Raw genomic sequence first — 16118 nt, 5'->3', positions numbered from 1 at the left:
TGCTGCTGGCCGCCGTGCCGGTCACGGCGATCGGGCTGCTGCCGCGGCGGGAATGACCGGGACAGCGGCACGACACGTATCCGTCCACTGTGGCAGGAGCCCTCACCGTGAGCTTGGCACTGATGCCACGAAGTCTGCGCGCCGCGGCGTTCGACGCAGTGTGGGGAACGGTGAGGGGCCCGGCTCGTGTTCCCCGTGATCCGGGCCTCTTGGAGTCGTGTGACGTCACGCGGCCTGCGCTGCCTCCAGCACCTCCTCGACCCGGGCGGCCCGAAGCGCCCTGCCGGTCCGAGCGGCGGCGCTCCGCTCACCGCCGCGAGTCCGCCGTCGGCCATTCGCCGCTGTCCGACAGATCCTCAGGCGGACGCGGCGGTGAGCGCGGTGCGCCGCGCTACGGTCCGCTCGTCCTCGTACCAGCGGAACTCCGGCCGGGCGCCCACCCCGCTCAGTACCCGCCCCACCGGCCGGACCCACAGGTGCGCCTCGATGTGCAGCAGCGGACGCGGCCGGCGCTCGTCGGACTCCGGGTCCCGCGCGGACGACAGCAGCGCCACGAACCGCGACAGAGCCTCCAGCGCGAGCCGCGGGTTCTCCCGCGCGGTGCGCGCCCACGCGTACCCGAAGCGGGCCATGCGGTCCCGCAGCCCCCACTCGTCGAGCGGCTCGCCGTTCAGCGGAAGTTCTCGGCGAGCGGTTCGAGGAGGCGGCCGGCCGGACGCGGAAGTCCCGGCCGGGCCCCCGCCCGTGCCGTACGGCGCCGGCGCTTCTCCCAGCTCGGAGAATCGCCACAGCCCGTCCGGCGACCTCGCCCTTGGCGATCTGCGCACCGGGCGAGCCGAGTCCGCCGTATCCGATGACGCCCACGCTCTGCCCGGCCTCGACACGGCCGAACGTCACGAGTGCGCGGTAGGCCGTGCGCGCGGTGTCCATAGCCGGAGCGGCCCGCGAGAAGTCCACCTCCTCGGGCACGCGCACGACGAGGTTCGCCTTGACGACGACTGGAGCGGCGCCTACGCCTTCGGCCCGCTGCCCGCTGTGTCCGTACCGGCGTCGTTCCGCGGCTCCGCGGGCTCCACCACCGGGACGGCGCCCGTGGCGGTCGCGATCGGCGGCGTGAGCACCGAGGCGTAGTCGTGCTCGGTGGAGTAGGCGAGGAAGCCCAGGTGCGCCTCGTAGCGGTCCAGGACGTCGTCGATCACCTGCTGGGGGGACAGGCCCATGAGGTCGTAGCCCTCGGAGCCGGTCTGGGTGAACACCTCGACCCGGTAGTAGACGTCCGTCTGGCGGGACATGCGTCCGCCGAACATCGGCACCGGGGCCTCGACGGCCTGCACCTGGTAGTGGAAGTCGCGGTGCTCGGGGATCGTGACCACCAGCGCGTGGCCGGCGATGCCGGTGTGCTCGTCCGGGACCGGGTCCAGCGTGGCCTGGTGGCCCTGCTTCGCGAATTCGCGGGCCACGTCGGCCAGCGCCGGCTGCACGGTGCGCTCCATGAACTGGGCCACCTGCTTCTTCGAGGGGTAGGAGCGCATCCGCTCCAGCCGCTGGCGCCAGGTGCGCTCGGGTACGTGGCCGCCGTGCGCCGCCGTCGACTGCCGGCGCAGCACCCGCCCCTCGCGCTCGGCCCGCTCCATGCGCAGGGCCTTGGAGAAGGAGGCCATCACCAGCCAGGCGATGACCGTCACCGGCAGGGCGAAGATGAGCGTCGCGTACTCCATGGTGGTGACCCCGCCGGCCACCAGCATCGCGATGGTCAGCAGCGCGGTGAGCACCGCCCAGAAGACGCGCAGCCACTTCGCCCCGTCCTGCGACGGCTTGGGGATCGAGGAGGAGAAGTTGGACATCACCATGGCGCCGGAGTTGGCGCTGGTGAGGTAGAACAGCAATCCGGACAGTGTGCCGAGGCCGATCAGGAAGCTGGCGCCGGGGAACATCTCCAGCAGCGCGTACCAGCCCTTCTCCGGGCTGTCCATGGCCTGCTGGGCGAACTCCTTGTTCCCGTCCAGGACCTGGCGCATGGCGCTGTTGCCGAAGATGCTCACGATCAGGAAGTCGCAGAGCACCGGGGCGGTGACGGCGGCGATGACGAACTCGCGCAGGGTCCGGCCGCGGGAGATGCGGGCGAGGAACAGGCCCACGAACGGGCCCCAGGCCAGCCAGAACGCCCAGAAGAACAGGGTCCAGCCGGCCATCCACCCGGAGCCCCCCTCCTCGTAGGCGAAGGTCTGCAGGGTCCGGTCCGGCAGCGAGAAGACGAACCGGCCGATGTTCTCCACCAGCGCGTTGAGCAGGAACGCCGACTGTCCGGTCACCAGGATGTACAGCAGCATGGCCGCCGCGCCCCAGATGTTCAGCTCGGAGATCAGCCGGATCCCCTTGTCCAGGCCCGAGGTGCAGGCGGCGATGGTCATGACCACGGCCACCACCACCAGCGCGATCTGCAGGGCCAGGCCCTCCGGGAGGCCGAACAGCAGGGAGAAGCCGACGTTCAGCAGCACGACGCCGATGCCCATGGAGGTGGCGACGCCGAAGACGGTGCCGACCAGGGTGACGATGTCGATGGTGTCGCCGATCCCGCCGCGGACGCGCTTGCCGAGCAGGGGGTACAGGGCGGCCCGGATGGACAGCGGCATGCCCCAGCGGTAGGCGAAGTAGCCCATGGCCATGCCGAGCAGCGAGTACATCGCCCAGCCGGCCACACCGTAGTGGAACATGGTCCAGACCACGGCGTCCTGGGCTGCCGCGGCCGTCTGGCCCTCGCCCGCCGGCGGAGCCATGTACTGGCTGATGGGCCCGGTGACGGAGTAGAAGAGCATGTCGATGCCCACACCGGCGGCGAACAGCATGGCCACCCAGGTGAAGAGCTTGTACTGCGGCCGGGAGTGGTCGGGGCCGAGCCGGACGGAGCCCTGCTTGGACAGCGCGACCCAGAGGACGAACACGATCACCACGGTGACGGTCAGGACGTAGAACCAGCCGAGGTTCTCCGCGATCCAGGCCACCATGGCGCGCATGGTGCCGGCGGCGTGCCCGGGCGCGAACATGGCCCAGAGGGAGAAGGTGACGATGACGGCCGAGGCGATGAGGAAGACGCGCCAGTTGACCTTGGGGCCGGGCTCCTCGATGAGTTCCGCGGGGGCCTTGCTGAGCTCCTGGCTGGAGACGGGAGGACGGTTCTCGGCCTCCTGGCCGTGGCGACGCCGTTCGGTGCCGCCGAGGTGGCGGCGTTCGATCGGGGCCTTCGGGAGCTCGCCCCCGGGGCGGGTCGTGTCTACGGCTTCGGGCATACGGTCCTCCTCCTGTCGGCGACGAGTTCGGGCGGGCGTCGGCGTGGGCAGACGTCCGCGGCCTCGATCCGAAGGGATGGGGGAGGCCGTGCAGAGTGGGCACCCTGGCATGGAGCCCACTTAGTTATGTTAGTACACCTAACGAAGTGATCTCCGTGAGTCGCTCCGGGGCGGCAGAGCTCTCAGATGTTGCCTGTGACCTGGGCTTTCGTGGTCCTCGGGTAGTGATTGACGGTGTCATATCCGGCGGGCGGAATGTGCCCTATCTCACCGTTGAGCCGGATTTGGTCGTACCAGTCGGTTACTGCCGCGTGGGGAGGGGATCAGCCGGTGCTCCAGCGCCTCGCGGGCGAGCGTGGAGCCGTCGCTCTCCCGGAGGACCGGCGGAGGACCGGCGAGCCGAGCCCCCGCTTCAGCCCCTCCCCGGCGTCCTCGATGCGGCAGGTCGACCGGGCGCTGCGGTGGGCGCGGGTGCCTGCGGAGGGGCGCCGGGCCGACTGCTCGACACGGCGGCCGCCGACGCCCGCACCGCGCTCGACACCGCCGTCACCACTGGTGCCGGCCGCTGCGTCCGGCTCGTCCAGCACTCCGTGCGACGGATCACCCGACACCGTTCGAGCCACCCTGTTGCACAGGCCCTTCATGACTATGCCGAAGCCATTCAGTGAGTGGGCAGAGCCCGTGCGTCGGTGCTCGCCGGGCATCACCTGGTGGCCTCGTCGAGCTGCCGCGGATCATGGGAGTTACGAACGTCTTCCGCGATGCGGCGAACTTGGAGGCGGAGGCGGTTGAGCTGCACGTGTACGCCAACCAGTCCGTGCCGGGGGTGTCGCAGACGGAGGATCGCACCGAGCGCGGCGGCGAGGACCGACGGGAGCGGTCCGCGCTCCGTCACGTGACGGGCGAGGTCGGGTCCGTCGACGTACTCGGTGGCCGGCCACGGCCGCTCCGCTTCCAGGTCGGCCCCAAGGAAGGCCGCGATGCGCGGACCCCAGATGGTCTTGAGTACCTCGATCTCCTGCGCGAACCGCTGCCGGGACACGGAAACGGCCCGGATCACAGGGTGTGTGATCCGGGCCGGCCCGCGCGCCCCGGGTTCGCCCTCGCACGCGTCCGGGCTCTCCGCGAACGCCCGCCACGCACCCAGGGCGAGCGGCGTGATCCTCTCCCAGCCCGGGGAGGCGGACCGGCTTCCGCCCCGTGCACGCGCGGTCACCGCCTCTCCCCGTGCCTGGCGCCGCCGCGCCCGGCCCCGTGCTCGGCCCCGCGTCCGTCGCCGTGTCCATGAACAGCACGGACTTGCGCTCCGGGCCGTCCGGTTCGGATCATTGCAGCACCCAGATTTGCCGGCCGACGTGGAGCGGCACCGACGGGCCCGCCGGCAGCGCGATCACCGCGCGCGGCACCGGGTACGCGCCCGCCCCGGGCATGCTTCCGTCCCCGGTCCGGTAGCTCTTGTGCGCGCCCGCCCCTCTCCCGCGACGGGGGAGGGGCGGGCCCGTTCCCGCGGGCCCGGAAAGCGATCGGCCGCACTGCCGCTGCGGCTGGGCGGCCTGTGGTGCCGCGGACAGGCGGACCGCCCCGCACGCCCTGCTCACGCGCGCCACCCACGGGGCCGGCACCTCCGGCAGGTACGACCTGCATGTCCGGGCCGGACCGCGCTCCGTCCTCCGGACGACGAGGTCCGCGCGATCCTCGGCATCGAGTTCCGCATCCCGCCGACGGAACCGTTTGATTTCGCCGCGCGAACTTGGGAATCATGGCGCGTCGGCCGAAGCGCCGACAGCTGGACAACGGGGAGGAACAGCGCATGGCTTGGGACGAGTGGGAGCGGCTCAAGGCCGATGCGGCGGCACGCGGTTCGACGCAGATGCAGCTCAACCAGTTTCCGGCGGATCAGGGACAGGGTTCTCCGGGGGGAGCGGCCTCGGCCGATCTGAAGTCGGGCAAGAGGGCGTGGGCGAAGGCGGGCGAGGATGTCAAAGGGCTGAAGGACGGCATCGGCAAGGCACTGACGACGTTGGAGAACGGGCAGGCGGGCCTGGGGGACACGAGTGGCTGCCAGTCGGCGGCGGTGCAGAAGGAGTTGTACGACTCCTGGAAGAAGTACGTGACCGGGGTGAGCAGCCGTTGCGGTGTGCTGGGCGGGCTGCTGGAGCAGGCGGGGCACGACCTCGCGAAACCCGACTCGGCGCTCAAGCAGGAACTGGACGCGCTGAAGGTGAAGTACCAGGACACCGAGGCCGTCGGCGGCCAGGCGAAGGGGAAGTGATCCTCGGTCATGGACCTCGCGACGTTGAAGGCCTTCGAGCCGGCCGAGTACGAGGAGGCCGCGGACGGGTACCGTTCGACGGGTGACATGGCCAGTGCGGCCAAGGACACCGTCGACAACCAGATCTGCGCGGCGATCCGCAACCGTCTCAAGGGCGAGGCGGCGACGGCCGCTCTGCGGGAGTTGCAGGAGCTGTCGAAGAACTTCCACTACGTGCAGACCGAGTGCGGACTGGTGAGCACCGCGCTGAACGGTCTCGCCTTCGACATGGCGGCGGCGAAGCGGAAGCTGGAGGCGGCTCTGGAGGACGCGCGGGCGAGCGGCTGCACGGTGGGCGCGGACGGGTCGGTGACCTATCCGGCGGGCGGCACCGGGACCGACGGCAAGGTCCCGGAGGGCGGGACCGTGTCCAGTTCGGGCAGCCCCACGGACCCGACCGCCTCAGCGGTCGAGCGCCAGGCGGTCACCCTGCACCCGAACCCGAACTACGGCAGGGCTGTGGAGTTCGCGAACCGCATCGCCGACGCGCTGAAGGAGGCCACGGACGCGGACGCGAAGTGGGCTCCGAAGCTGCGGGCGTTGAAGGCCGACGACGACCTGGTGGTGTCCGACCGGGACTGGAAGGACGCGCGCTCGGACATGGGCGGTGTGCGTGACGCGGGCAAGGACTACCTCGCCTCCCTCCCGCAGCCTCCCGAGGAGGGCAGCCCGAAGGACAACGCGGCATGGTGGAAGGGGCTCGGCCCGGAGGAGCAGGCGGCGTGGATGGCCGCCAGTCCCGACCTGGTGGGGAAGCTGGACGGGCTGCCGTCCACGGTCCGGGACGAGGCCAACCGGATCGTGTTCGACGAGACGCGGTCCCAGCTCCGACTGGAGCTGGACTCGATCCCGAAGCCGCCGCTCAACGAATGGACGTGGATCACATCGGGTCCGTATCCGTCCAAGGTGCACACCGACGAGTGGATGGAGTGGCACAACAAGTACGGAGACCGGTACGAGCACCTCACCAAGTCCCTCAAGGGAATGCAGAGCATCCAGGATCGCTTCGACGCGACTGGCAGGAAAAGCCTCCCCGAGGCGTACTTGTTGGGCTTCAGCGCGGAGGGAAACGGCCGGGCCATTGTCGCCAACGGGAACCCGGACACGGCGGTTCACCAAGCGGTGTACGTACCGGGAACGACATCGAATCTGAGCAGCATCGGCGGGGACATCAACCGGATGGTCAACGTGTGGAACGTGGCCACCGATTCGGCCGACGGCAAACCCGTCTCCACGATTACCTGGCTCGGGTACGACGCGCCCCAGAACATCGTCAAGGACTCGCCGTTCAGCCACTACGCGGACGACGGTGCTCCGGCGTTCAACCGGTTCATGGACGGACTCGACGCGTCGCACACCGGTGACTCGGAACCGCACCGCACCGCGATCGGTCACTCGTACGGAACGACCCTCATTGGCTCGGCGGCTCGTCAGGGCAATCTGAACGCGGACGACATCATCCTTGCGGGCAGCCCCGGCGTTCAGGTTCCCAAGGCCGAGCAACTGGACGTCCCCAAGGGGCATGTCTGGAACCAGGAGGCCGATTGGGACCTCGTTCCGGACATCGGCCGGTTCGGGCACGGTGGGACCGACTGGGACGGTCCGTGGACCATCCCCAGTGACGAACGCTTCGGCGCCAACCAGATGGCCACGGACACCGAAGGCCACAGCGACTACTGGAAGGAGGGCACGCAGAGCTTGCGGAACCAAGGCTACGTCGTTGCCGGCCATGAGGAGGATGTGAAGCTGAAGGAGCCACTGGATCGCTGGGCGCATGTGAAGTAGGAGTGATGACCGCTCCCACAGGCTTAGGTCCGTTTCTCTTCGGCGACCGATCCGCAATGTATCCGACCACATGACCGGCCCGTATGCCGGTCCGATCTGCCGAGGCCCATCGACTTGAAAATCAAACTGAGTATCCCCGCGCTCCTCGTGTCCCTCACCTTCGCGACTCTCACTGGATGCAGCATGAACGACACCAATGATTCCGGCAGCATTCCGCTTGCGGGCACGAGCACCTCGCTCGATGCCGCCGACGAGACGGAGAAGGTCTCCAGTGAGCTCTACGACATGATCGGCGTCAAGGGAAGGGCGTCCGACAGTCGTCCAGGGGTGACGGAATGTTCGGGAAGAGATCGGGAGAAGTACTTTCAGATTTTCCACCCTTGGAGCTTCTACCCCGCATTGGCCAGCGAGCTGGACAAGGCGATGGCGCAGCTCAGGGCAAATCTTCCCAAGCGCGGCTGGAAGATCGTCGAGTACGGGCCGGACACCAGCAAGAACAAGAACATCAATCTCACGGCCGACAACGATCAGAAAAAGTTCAGCGTCAATATTGTCCAGATGGCGAAGAACGATCCGCCGAAGCTGAGCCTTACTGTCGTGTCCGGCTGTTACAAGATTCCCGACGGTGAGAAGATCGAACGCTTCTGATCCGTCGGATGACCCCCGTCCCTCTCCAGCTCATCGGCTCGGTCGCAAGGTTTCGTCCGCGCCGGGCGGAGAAGGCAGGATCGGCCTTGCGGGACCATGAGGTCCTCCGCCCCACCTCAAGCGCTGAGGCGGAGGAAAGGGCTTTTCGCGGGAGACGGGATTGATGCCGAGGACGGTGTACGGCGGTCCGGGGAAACTCTGTGCGGGCGCGCCCTCGACGCCGGAGAACACTATGTTCCCCATGCCGCCCAGCCGACTGCCGACGGCGCTGTCGTGGGTGTACCACTCGCGGGTGCCACTGCTGCCGCGAGTACGGGCCGGCCCGGCCGTCGATGCGGCTGTCGACGATGTGGCCGTCGCTCACCCCGCCGTAGCTGCTGGGCGCCCGCCGGAGGGCCGCGGTCCCGGCGACCGGTCCGTCACCCGTGAACGCGCCGTCCGGAGGTCACGCGGCTCGCGTGGCCTGAAGGATCTCCTCCACCGGCGTCTCCTGCCACCTCTGGGCGGGCATCTCCGGCGACGGCACCACGGCCCTCACCGTCGGCGCAGCGGCGGGCACCTCCGGTGCTTCCCCGGCACGCTCCTCCACCGGCGTCTGCACCACCTCCGCCACGGACGTCACCCGTACCCGAGAGGTCCGCCACAGCCACAGCACGTCCCGTCCGAACGACCACACCAGCAGGCCCAACGCCAGCAGTGCCACACCGAAGTTGGCCACCAGGGGCAGCAGGCCGGAGCCGGCCAGCAGCAGGCAGACGCCCTGGAGCGCGGCGACCGTCTTGCGCGCGGTGCTCGGCGGCAACGGCGCGTTCAGCCAGGGCAGTACGCGGGCGGCGGCGACGAAGACGTACCGCATGCCGCCGATCAGCAGCACCCACGGGCCGAGGCTCGTCGAGACGTACACGCTGAGCACCAGGATCAGGAACGCGTCGACCTCCATGTCGAAGCGGGCCCCGAGTGCGGTGGAGGTGCCCGTGCGGCGGGCCACCTTGCCGTCGACGCCGTCCAGGATCAGCGCCACCGCCGTCAGGCCCACCAGCAGCGACACCGGCGGTGCGCTCACGAAGGAGTCCGCGACCAGCGCCGTCACACCGCCGACGAGGATGGCCCGGCCCAGGGTGACCCGGTTCGCCGGGCCGAAGGAGCGCAGCTGCGACCGGTGCAGCGCCCGGGAGAGCACCGCCCAGGTCGCGACCGTGAAGACCAGGCCGGTCACCCAGCCCGCCGGCCCCATGCCGATCGCCGTGCCGAGCAGGGCCAGCAACAGGATCTGTACGCCCGCTCCCACCGCGGTCTCCTGCTGGACCAGCCTCGCGTCGTAATGGTTGTTCAGGGCCACGGAACATCCTCCGGCCGAGTGACAGAGTCGATCAACGCCGCGTACGTTGTGCGCGGCCTGTGCACACCTCGGTACGTGAACAACTTCCCGATCGTTCAGGAGGACTCCTGATGAAAAGCTCCGCCCGCGCCTTCTGGCTCGCCTCGCCGGGACAGGGCGAGATACGCCAGGTGGACCTTCCGGAACCCGCGGAGGGCGACGTGGTCGTCCGGGCGCTGTACTCCGGAGTCAGCCGCGGCACGGAGACGCTGGTGTTCCGCGGACAGGTGCCCGAGAGCCAGCACACCGCCATGCGGGCGCCGTTCCAGGAGGGCGACTTCCCGGGGCCGGTGAAGTACGGCTACCTCAGCGTCGGCGTGGTGGAGGAGGGCCCTGGGGAACTGGCCGGGCAGACCGTCTTCTGCCTCCACCCGCACCAGAGCCGTTACGTCGTCCCGGCGAGCGCCGTGACCCGCGTGCCGGAGAACGTGCCGGCCGGGCGGGCCGTGCTCGCCGGCACCGTCGAGACCGCCGTCAACGCGCTGTGGGACGCTGCCCCCCTGGTCGGCGACCGGATCGCCGTGGTCGGCGGGGGCATGGTCGGCTGCTCGGTGGCCGCCCTGCTGGCCCGGTTCCCCGGTGTGCGCGTGCAGTTGGTGGACGCCGACCCCGCCCGCGCCGAGGTCGCGGACGCGCTCGGCGTCGGCTTCGCCCTGCCCGCCGACGCGCTCGGCGAGTGCGACCTCGTCGTGCACGCCAGCGCCACCGAGCGGGGACTGGCCCGCGCGCTCGAACTGCTCACCGCCGAGGGCATCGTCCTCGAACTGAGCTGGTACGGCGACCGGCGCGTCGCCCTCCCGCTGGGCGAGGACTTCCACTCCCGCCGGCTGGTCATCCGCAGCAGCCAGGTCGGCACCGTCTCCCCGGCCCGCCGCGCCGGCCGCGGCTACGCCGACCGGCTGGCCCTCGCCCTCGACCTGCTCGCCGACCCCGCGCTGGACGCCCTCATCACCGGGGAGAGCGCGTTCGAGGAACTGCCGGAGGTCATGCCGAAGCTCGCCTCCGGGGAGATTCCCGCACTGTGCCACCGGGTCAGGTACGCCGCATGACCGTTCACGCCCCCACGGCAAGAGCGCCTGACCTCAGAAAAGAGTGAGAGACGGCTGAACAACGGGCAGCAAAGAGCCGTACTACACGGCATCCACCGGCAGGGACCAGCCGGAGGACCAGACGCGCCGCACCTGGAGGGTCGTCCGTTGTTCAGCATCACCGTCCGCGATCACCTCATGATCGCCCACAGCTTCCGCGGCGAGGTCTTCGGGCCCGCGCAGCGGCTGCACGGAGCCACGTACCTCGTGGACGCCACCTTCCGGCGCGAGCAGTTGGACGACGACAACATCGTCGTCGACATCGGCCTGGCCACGCAGGAACTGGGCGCGGTCGTCAGCGAGCTGAACTACCGCAACCTCGACAGCGAACCCGACTTCGCCGGGACCAACACCTCCACGGAGTTCCTGGCCAAGGTCATCGCCGACCGGCTCGCCGAGCGCATCCACAAGGGCGCCCTGGGCGAGAACGCCAAGGGCCTGGCCGGCCTCACCGTCACGCTCCACGAGTCGCACATCGCCTGGGCGAGTTACGAGCGTGCGCTGTGACCGAGCCGACCGCCATGACCATCCGCCGGGGCTCGTCCCTCGCCTACGTGCCCGCCCAGCGTGCGGCCTCGGAGAACTTCGGGATCATCCCCATGTCCTTGCGCACCGTGCACTTCGTCCTGCCGGGCGGCGTCGACGACCCGGCCACGCCGAGCGGCGGCAACGCCTACGACCGCCGCGTCACCCTCGACCTGTCCGGCTTCGGCTGGCAGGTCCAGCCGCACGCCGTGGACGGTCACTGGCCCCGGCCGGGAGCCCAGGCCCGCAGTGAACTCGCCCGCGTCCTGCGGGAGTTGCCGGACGGCGCCGTCGTCCTCCTCGACGGGCTGGTGGCCTGCGGCGTCCCCGAGATCGTCGTCCCCGAGGCCGAGCGGCTGCGGATGGCCGTCCTCGTGCACCTGCCGCTCGGTGACGAGACCGGGCTCGACCCGGCCGTGGCCGCGGAGCTGGACGCGCGCGAACGCGAGGTGCTGCGGGCGGTGCCCGCCGTCGTCGCCACCAGCGACTGGGCCGTGCGCCGGCTCGTCTCCCACCACGGGCTCGCCCCCGACCGGGTGCACGTCGCCACCCCCGGCGCCGACATCGCGCCGCTCGCCCCCGGCACCGACGGGGTCTCGCGGCTGCTGTGCGTCGCCGCGGTCACCCCGCGCAAGGGCCAGCACCGGCTGGTGGAGGCGCTGGCCGCGGTCACCGAACTGCCGTGGACCTGCACCTGCGTCGGCGCGCTCACCCAGGACCCCGCCTACGTCGCCGAGTTGCGCGACCTGATCGGGAAACACGGTCTGCAGGACCGTTTCCACCTGGTCGGACCGCAGGCCGGAGCCGAACTCGACGCCAGCTACGCCACCGCCGACCTCATGGTCCTCGCCTCCTACGCCGAGACGTACGGCATGGCGGTCACCGAGGCCCTGGCGCGCGGCATCCCCGTGCTCGCCACGGACGTCGGCGGCGTCCCCGAGGCGGTCGGCCGCGCCCCCGACGGCGGGGTGCCCGGCATCCTCGTCCCCCCGGAGGACCCCGCCGCCCTCGCCGCCGAACTGCGCGGCTGGTTCGGCGAGGCCGACGTGCGGCGCCGCCTCAAGGCCGCCGCCAGGGGCCGCCGCGCCGCGCTCGACGGCTGGGCGAACACCGCCCGCAGCCTGGCCGGCGTCCTCGGCCGGCTGCCGAAGGAACCCCGGAGGGCGGCATGAGGAAGACGACGGCTCCGACCGGCTCCGACCGGCTGGGCGGCTCCATCCCGGCCCAGCCGGGACCGCGCGACGTACCGGACGCGGCCCCGGCCGCCGAGCCCGGCCCCGACGCCGTGACCCCGGACGCCGGACACGGGCCCGACCACGTGATCCCGGGCGCCGGACCCGCGCAGCGGCCCGGGGAGCGGGCCACTGTACGGCTCCGGGAGGGCGAGGCCGAGGAACCGCCCCGGTACGCCCCCGAGTGGCTGCAGCTCAGGGAGGTGGCCGACGCCGCCGCACGGGCGGCGGACCTGCTCGACCCGTTGCGGATCAGGCTCGCCAACCTGCCCCACCGGCACGGCGGACTCGTCGTGCACGACCTGGGCTGCGGCACCGGCTCGATGGGCCGCTGGCTCGCCCCCCGGCTCGACGGCGCCCAGCACTGGATCCTGCACGACCGCGACCCCTACCTGCTGCACTTCGCCGCCGTCGCCTCCCCGCGCGCCGCCGCCGACGGCAGCCGGGTCACCGTGGAGACGCGGCGCGGCGACGTGGCCCGGCTGACCCCGGACGCCCTGGTCGGCGCCTCGCTGGTGACGGCCTCCGCCCTGCTGGACGTGCTCACCCGCGAGGAGGTCGACACCCTCGCCGCCGCCTGCGCCGGAGCCGGCTGCCCCGCGCTGCTGACCCTGTCGGTGGTGGGCCGGGTCGAGATCACCCCGGCCGACCCGCTGGACGCCGAGATCACCGAGGCGTTCAACGCCCACCAGCGCCGCACCGGCCTGCTCGGCCCCGACGCGGTCGACGTGGCCCGCGAGGCCTTCGCCGCGCACGGCGCCACCGTACGGACGCACCCGAGTGCCTGGCGGCTCGGCCCCGACCGGCGCGAACTGACCGCCCAGTGGCTGCGCGGCTGGGTCGGCGCGGCCGTCGAGCAGCGCCCCGAGCTGAAGCCGCACGCCGACCGCTACCTCGCCGAGCGTCTGGAGGCCTGCGCCGCCGGGGAGTTGGACGTCGTCGTCCACCACAGCGACCTGCTGGCGCTGTCCCGGCCGACCGGCGGTGCCGCATGAGCGTGCAGACGGTGGACGTGCCCCTCGTGCGCGCCGACGCGGGGGAGTCCGGCGGAGCCGGCCCGGCCGGCCGCGGGCGTGCGCTGATCGCGCTGCTCTCCCGTCTCAACACCCCCGTCCTGCGCACCCACTTCGGCACCGTCGCCGGAGTCGCCATCCTCGCCGTCCTGGTGTGGCGGCTGGGCACCGGCGTCTTCCTGGAGGGGCTGCGCCGGATCGACGCGCCCACGCTGCTCACGGCACTGGGCATCGGCCTGGTCACCACCGTGTTCAGCGCCTGGCGCTGGCAGTTGGTGGCCCGCGGCCTGCGCATCCGGCTGCCGCTCGGCCCGGCCGTAGCCGACTACTACCGTGCGCTGTTCCTGAACGCGGCGCTGCCCGGCGGGGTCCTGGGCGACGTGCACCGGGCGGTACGGCACGGGCGGAGCGCCGGAGACATGGGACGCGGCGTGCGGGCCGTGGTCCTCGAACGGGTCGCCGGGCAGATCGCCCTGGCCGTCACCGGTGTCGCCGTGCTGCTCGCCCTGCCGTCACCGGTGCGCGACGAGACCCGGCACCTCGCGCCGCTGTTCGCCCTCGCGGCCGCCGGCACGCTCGCCGTCGTCCTCGCCCTGCGCATGAACCGGGCACCCTCCCGCCGGGGCCGGACCCTGCGCCGGACCCTCGGCGAGGCACGCGAGGGACTGCTGTCCCGCCGCAACGGGCCGGGCGTCGCCCTCTCCTCGCTCACCGTCCTGACCGGGCACGTCGCGATGTTCGTGGTGGCCGCGCACATCGCCGGCGCCACCGCCCCGGTGCTCGTGCTGCTCCCGCTGGCGGTCCTCGCGCTGCTGGCGATGGGACTGCCGCTGAACGTCGGCGGGTTCGGCCCCCGCGAGGGCGTCACCGCGTGGGCCTTCGGCGCGGCCGGGCTCGGCGCGAGCACCGGACTGGCCGTGGCCGTGGTGTACGGGGTGCTGAGCTTCGTGGCGAGCCTGCCGGGCGCGCTCGTCCTCGTCGCCCGCTGGTACGCGGGGGTGCGCGCCGGGTCCCGTACCGCCGGACCGGCCCCGGAACCCGGCGGCGCACCCCACGGCGCACCCGACGGCGCCTACCCGCGCCCGCTCTCCGGCAGCTTCCCGTCCTCCGACGTGAGCAGCGAGAAGTACGGGGCGAAGGAATCCGTGAGGCTGTCCAGCAGTTCCTTCCCCTTTTCCGCGGAGCCCAGGGAAGGACGGCCGATGACGCCCGATTCGGTATAGGCGGACATTCCGGCGGTGAGCAGATGACGCCGGTCGTCCGCGGTGAAATCGGCGGACTCGTAACCGGCCCGGACCATTTCAGGATGAGCGTGCAGAAGAATGGAGGTCTCGATTTCCCCCGCGTGCATGTCGGTGAGTGGAGAGGTGCGCACCCCGGCCCGTCCGAGGGCCGTCTCCCAGTCCTCCACGGCCGGGAACAGCGCGATGCGCTCACCGCGCGCGGAGGACTCCTGAACCACGTTGCCCAGCACGTAGTTCCCGCCGTGACCGTTGACGACCACCAGGGCCTCGACACCGGAGCGGCGCAGTGAGTCCGCGATGTCCCGCACCACCGAATGAAGGGTCACGGAAGAGATGCTGACGGTCCCCGGCCAGGCCGCGTGCTCGTGCGAGCACGAGATCGTCACCGGTGGGAGGAGGTGCACCGGGTACGCGCCGGCGATCCGGCGGGCCACGGCACAGGCGACCAGCGTGTCGGTCGCCAGCGGAAGGAACGGACCGTGCTGTTCGAAACTGCCCACCGGCAGGACCGCCACCTGCCGTGAGAGGTCCGCTCCCCGCGCCCGTACGTCTTGCGTCGTGTCCGCCGGCAACACACCATATGCCGTCGGTCGTGTTCCCGAACCACTCATTTTTTTCCGGCCTTTCGTCTCTGCTTAGGATCCAGATCATGACAGAAAACCTCGGCGTACTCGGCAAGAAGTCCCCCCGGCGCACGGGCGTGGAGCGCGTCGTGAATGCACCTCTGCCCACCGTGTACGGGAAATTCCAGGCGGTCGGCTACCTGGACCACGACCGCGGTGACGAACAAGTGGCCCTGGTCCACGGGGACATCGGCACCGACCGGGTTCTGGTCCGGCTGCACTCGGAGTGCCTGACCGGGGACGCCTTCGGCTCGCAGCACTGCGAGTGCGGTGACCAGCTCGCCGCCGCGCTGCGCGCCGTCGTCGCCGAAGGCAGCGGTGTCGTCGTCTACTTGAGGGGGCACGAGGGCCGGGGCATAGGCCTGCTCGCCAAGTTGAGGGCGATGGCCCTGCAGGCGGAGGGCCTGGACACCGTCGAGGCCAACCTCGCCCTCGGTCTGCCCGTGGACGCCCGCGACTACGGCGTCGCCGCGGAGATGCTGCGCGACCTGGGCGTGCGCTCGGTGCGGCTGATGTCCAACAACCCGCGCAAGCGCGAGTCGCTGGTACGGCACGGCGTCCAGGTCACCGAGCAGGTCCCGCTGCTGATCCCGCCGTGCGAGAGCAACATCACCTACCTGCGCACCAAGCGGGAGCGGCTGGACCACCACCTGCCCCACCTGGACGCGGTGGCGCACCTGTCCTGAACGCGCAGACCCGGGTCGGCGCGGTCGCAGGCGTCCCGTACCCGGGCCGCGTACCCTTCGGGACGTCGGCCCGCCCGGCGCCGGCCGGTCCGCGGCGCCGCGCCCGCTGCCCCGCCTGCCGGACCACGGGCCGGACGACGCGTGGGGCCGCTGCCCGGACAGCAGACCTCATGTCCGTGCGGAGACACGGCCCCGGCCCCGCACCCCACGGCGCTCGTCGGCCACCGCCCCGCAACGCCCCGGCAGGGCACGTCCCACCACCGCCCCCGCCGCGGCCACCCCGGCGAGCACCAGCAGC

Annotated in this window: 14 protein-coding genes and 2 pseudogenes; 9 read left to right on the top strand and 7 right to left on the bottom strand. The window is 71.4% G+C overall.

Annotated elements, in window-relative coordinates; translation table 11 throughout:
* Positions 1-356: 356 nt before the first annotated feature.
* From RH94_RS15175 to RH94_RS46650, 4 genes are all read right to left on the bottom strand, one after another.
* The gene (locus RH94_RS15175; protein WP_073948126.1) at positions 357-632 is read right to left on the bottom strand and encodes a hypothetical protein; all 276 of its coding nucleotides are present in this window, start codon (positions 630-632) and stop codon (positions 357-359) included.
* Positions 633-1010: 378 nt separating this feature from the next.
* Positions 1011-3287 carry a choline BCCT transporter BetT gene (gene betT, locus RH94_RS15170; RefSeq protein WP_073948125.1) on the bottom strand — a complete coding sequence of 759 codons (2277 nt, stop codon included), beginning with the start codon at positions 3285-3287 and terminating at the stop codon, positions 1011-1013.
* A gap of 323 nt (positions 3288-3610) precedes the next feature.
* Positions 3611-3898: a hypothetical protein gene (locus RH94_RS41390; protein WP_199880962.1), complete on the bottom strand. Its 288-nt coding sequence runs from the start codon at positions 3896-3898 to the stop codon at positions 3611-3613.
* 92 nt (positions 3899-3990) lie between these two features.
* Positions 3991-4503, bottom strand: a complete 513-nt coding sequence (locus tag RH94_RS46650) for a protein kinase family protein (protein WP_199880961.1) — start codon at positions 4501-4503, stop codon at positions 3991-3993.
* Positions 4504-5097: 594 nt separating this feature from the next.
* Between RH94_RS46650 and RH94_RS15155 the strand changes: the two genes are divergently transcribed.
* From RH94_RS15155 to RH94_RS15145, 3 genes are all read left to right on the top strand, one after another.
* Positions 5098-5559 carry a hypothetical protein gene (locus RH94_RS15155; RefSeq protein WP_073948122.1) on the top strand — a complete coding sequence of 154 codons (462 nt, stop codon included), beginning with the start codon at positions 5098-5100 and terminating at the stop codon, positions 5557-5559.
* Between the two features lie 9 nt (positions 5560-5568).
* Positions 5569-7383 (top strand): alpha/beta hydrolase, encoded by a 1815-nt coding sequence (locus RH94_RS15150; protein ID WP_073948121.1) that lies wholly within the window; start codon positions 5569-5571, stop codon positions 7381-7383.
* A gap of 183 nt (positions 7384-7566) precedes the next feature.
* Positions 7567-8031 (top strand): hypothetical protein, encoded by a 465-nt coding sequence (locus RH94_RS15145; protein WP_234425790.1) that lies wholly within the window; start codon positions 7567-7569, stop codon positions 8029-8031.
* 78 nt (positions 8032-8109) lie between these two features.
* Here RH94_RS15145 and RH94_RS43460 read toward each other — a convergent pair.
* Together RH94_RS43460 and RH94_RS15140 are read right to left on the bottom strand one after the other, a co-directional pair.
* Positions 8110-8425, bottom strand: a pseudogene (locus RH94_RS43460) (coagulation factor 5/8 type domain-containing protein); the annotation flags it as partial.
* A 51-nt stretch (positions 8426-8476) separates the two neighbouring features.
* Entirely contained in the window at positions 8477-9370 is an 894-nt protein-coding gene (locus RH94_RS15140; protein WP_234425789.1) for a CDP-alcohol phosphatidyltransferase family protein, read from the bottom strand.
* Between the two features lie 110 nt (positions 9371-9480).
* Between RH94_RS15140 and RH94_RS15135 the strand changes: the two genes are divergently transcribed.
* The 5 genes and pseudogenes from RH94_RS15135 to RH94_RS43455 all read left to right on the top strand — a co-directional run.
* A complete protein-coding gene (locus tag RH94_RS15135) occupies positions 9481-10458 on the top strand; it encodes a zinc-dependent alcohol dehydrogenase (protein WP_073948119.1) in 978 nt (325 codons plus the stop codon).
* A 147-nt stretch (positions 10459-10605) separates the two neighbouring features.
* Positions 10606-11004 carry a 6-pyruvoyl trahydropterin synthase family protein gene (locus RH94_RS15130; protein ID WP_073948118.1) on the top strand — a complete coding sequence of 133 codons (399 nt, stop codon included), beginning with the start codon at positions 10606-10608 and terminating at the stop codon, positions 11002-11004.
* Positions 11005-11018: 14 nt separating this feature from the next.
* Positions 11019-12194, top strand: a complete 1176-nt coding sequence (locus tag RH94_RS15125) for a glycosyltransferase family 4 protein (RefSeq protein WP_073948137.1) — start codon at positions 11019-11021, stop codon at positions 12192-12194.
* On the top strand, positions 12191-13249 hold the full coding sequence (locus RH94_RS15120) for a trans-aconitate methyltransferase (protein ID WP_073948117.1): 1059 nt from the start codon (positions 12191-12193) through the stop codon (positions 13247-13249). Before RH94_RS15125 ends, RH94_RS15120 begins: the two co-directional genes overlap by 4 nt.
* Positions 13246-14172: pseudogene (locus RH94_RS43455) on the top strand (lysylphosphatidylglycerol synthase transmembrane domain-containing protein); the annotation flags it as partial. The gene RH94_RS15120 and the pseudogene RH94_RS43455, both read left to right, overlap by 4 nt.
* A gap of 167 nt (positions 14173-14339) precedes the next feature.
* Here RH94_RS43455 and RH94_RS15110 read toward each other — a convergent pair.
* A complete protein-coding gene (locus RH94_RS15110) occupies positions 14340-15122 on the bottom strand; it encodes a creatininase family protein (protein WP_073948115.1) in 783 nt (260 codons plus the stop codon).
* Between the two features lie 38 nt (positions 15123-15160).
* Between RH94_RS15110 and ribA the strand changes: the two genes are divergently transcribed.
* Positions 15161-15820 carry a GTP cyclohydrolase II gene (gene ribA, locus RH94_RS15105; protein ID WP_073948114.1) on the top strand — a complete coding sequence of 220 codons (660 nt, stop codon included), beginning with the start codon at positions 15161-15163 and terminating at the stop codon, positions 15818-15820.
* Positions 15821-16118 lie beyond the last annotated feature (298 nt).

It is taken from the genome of Streptomyces kebangsaanensis (genome assembly GCF_001906585.1).
Classification (GTDB): Bacteria; Actinomycetota; Actinomycetes; order Streptomycetales; family Streptomycetaceae; genus Streptomyces; species Streptomyces kebangsaanensis.
The sequence above is the reverse complement of the archived record's forward strand: the minus strand, read 5'-3'. Positions and strand labels throughout refer to the sequence as shown.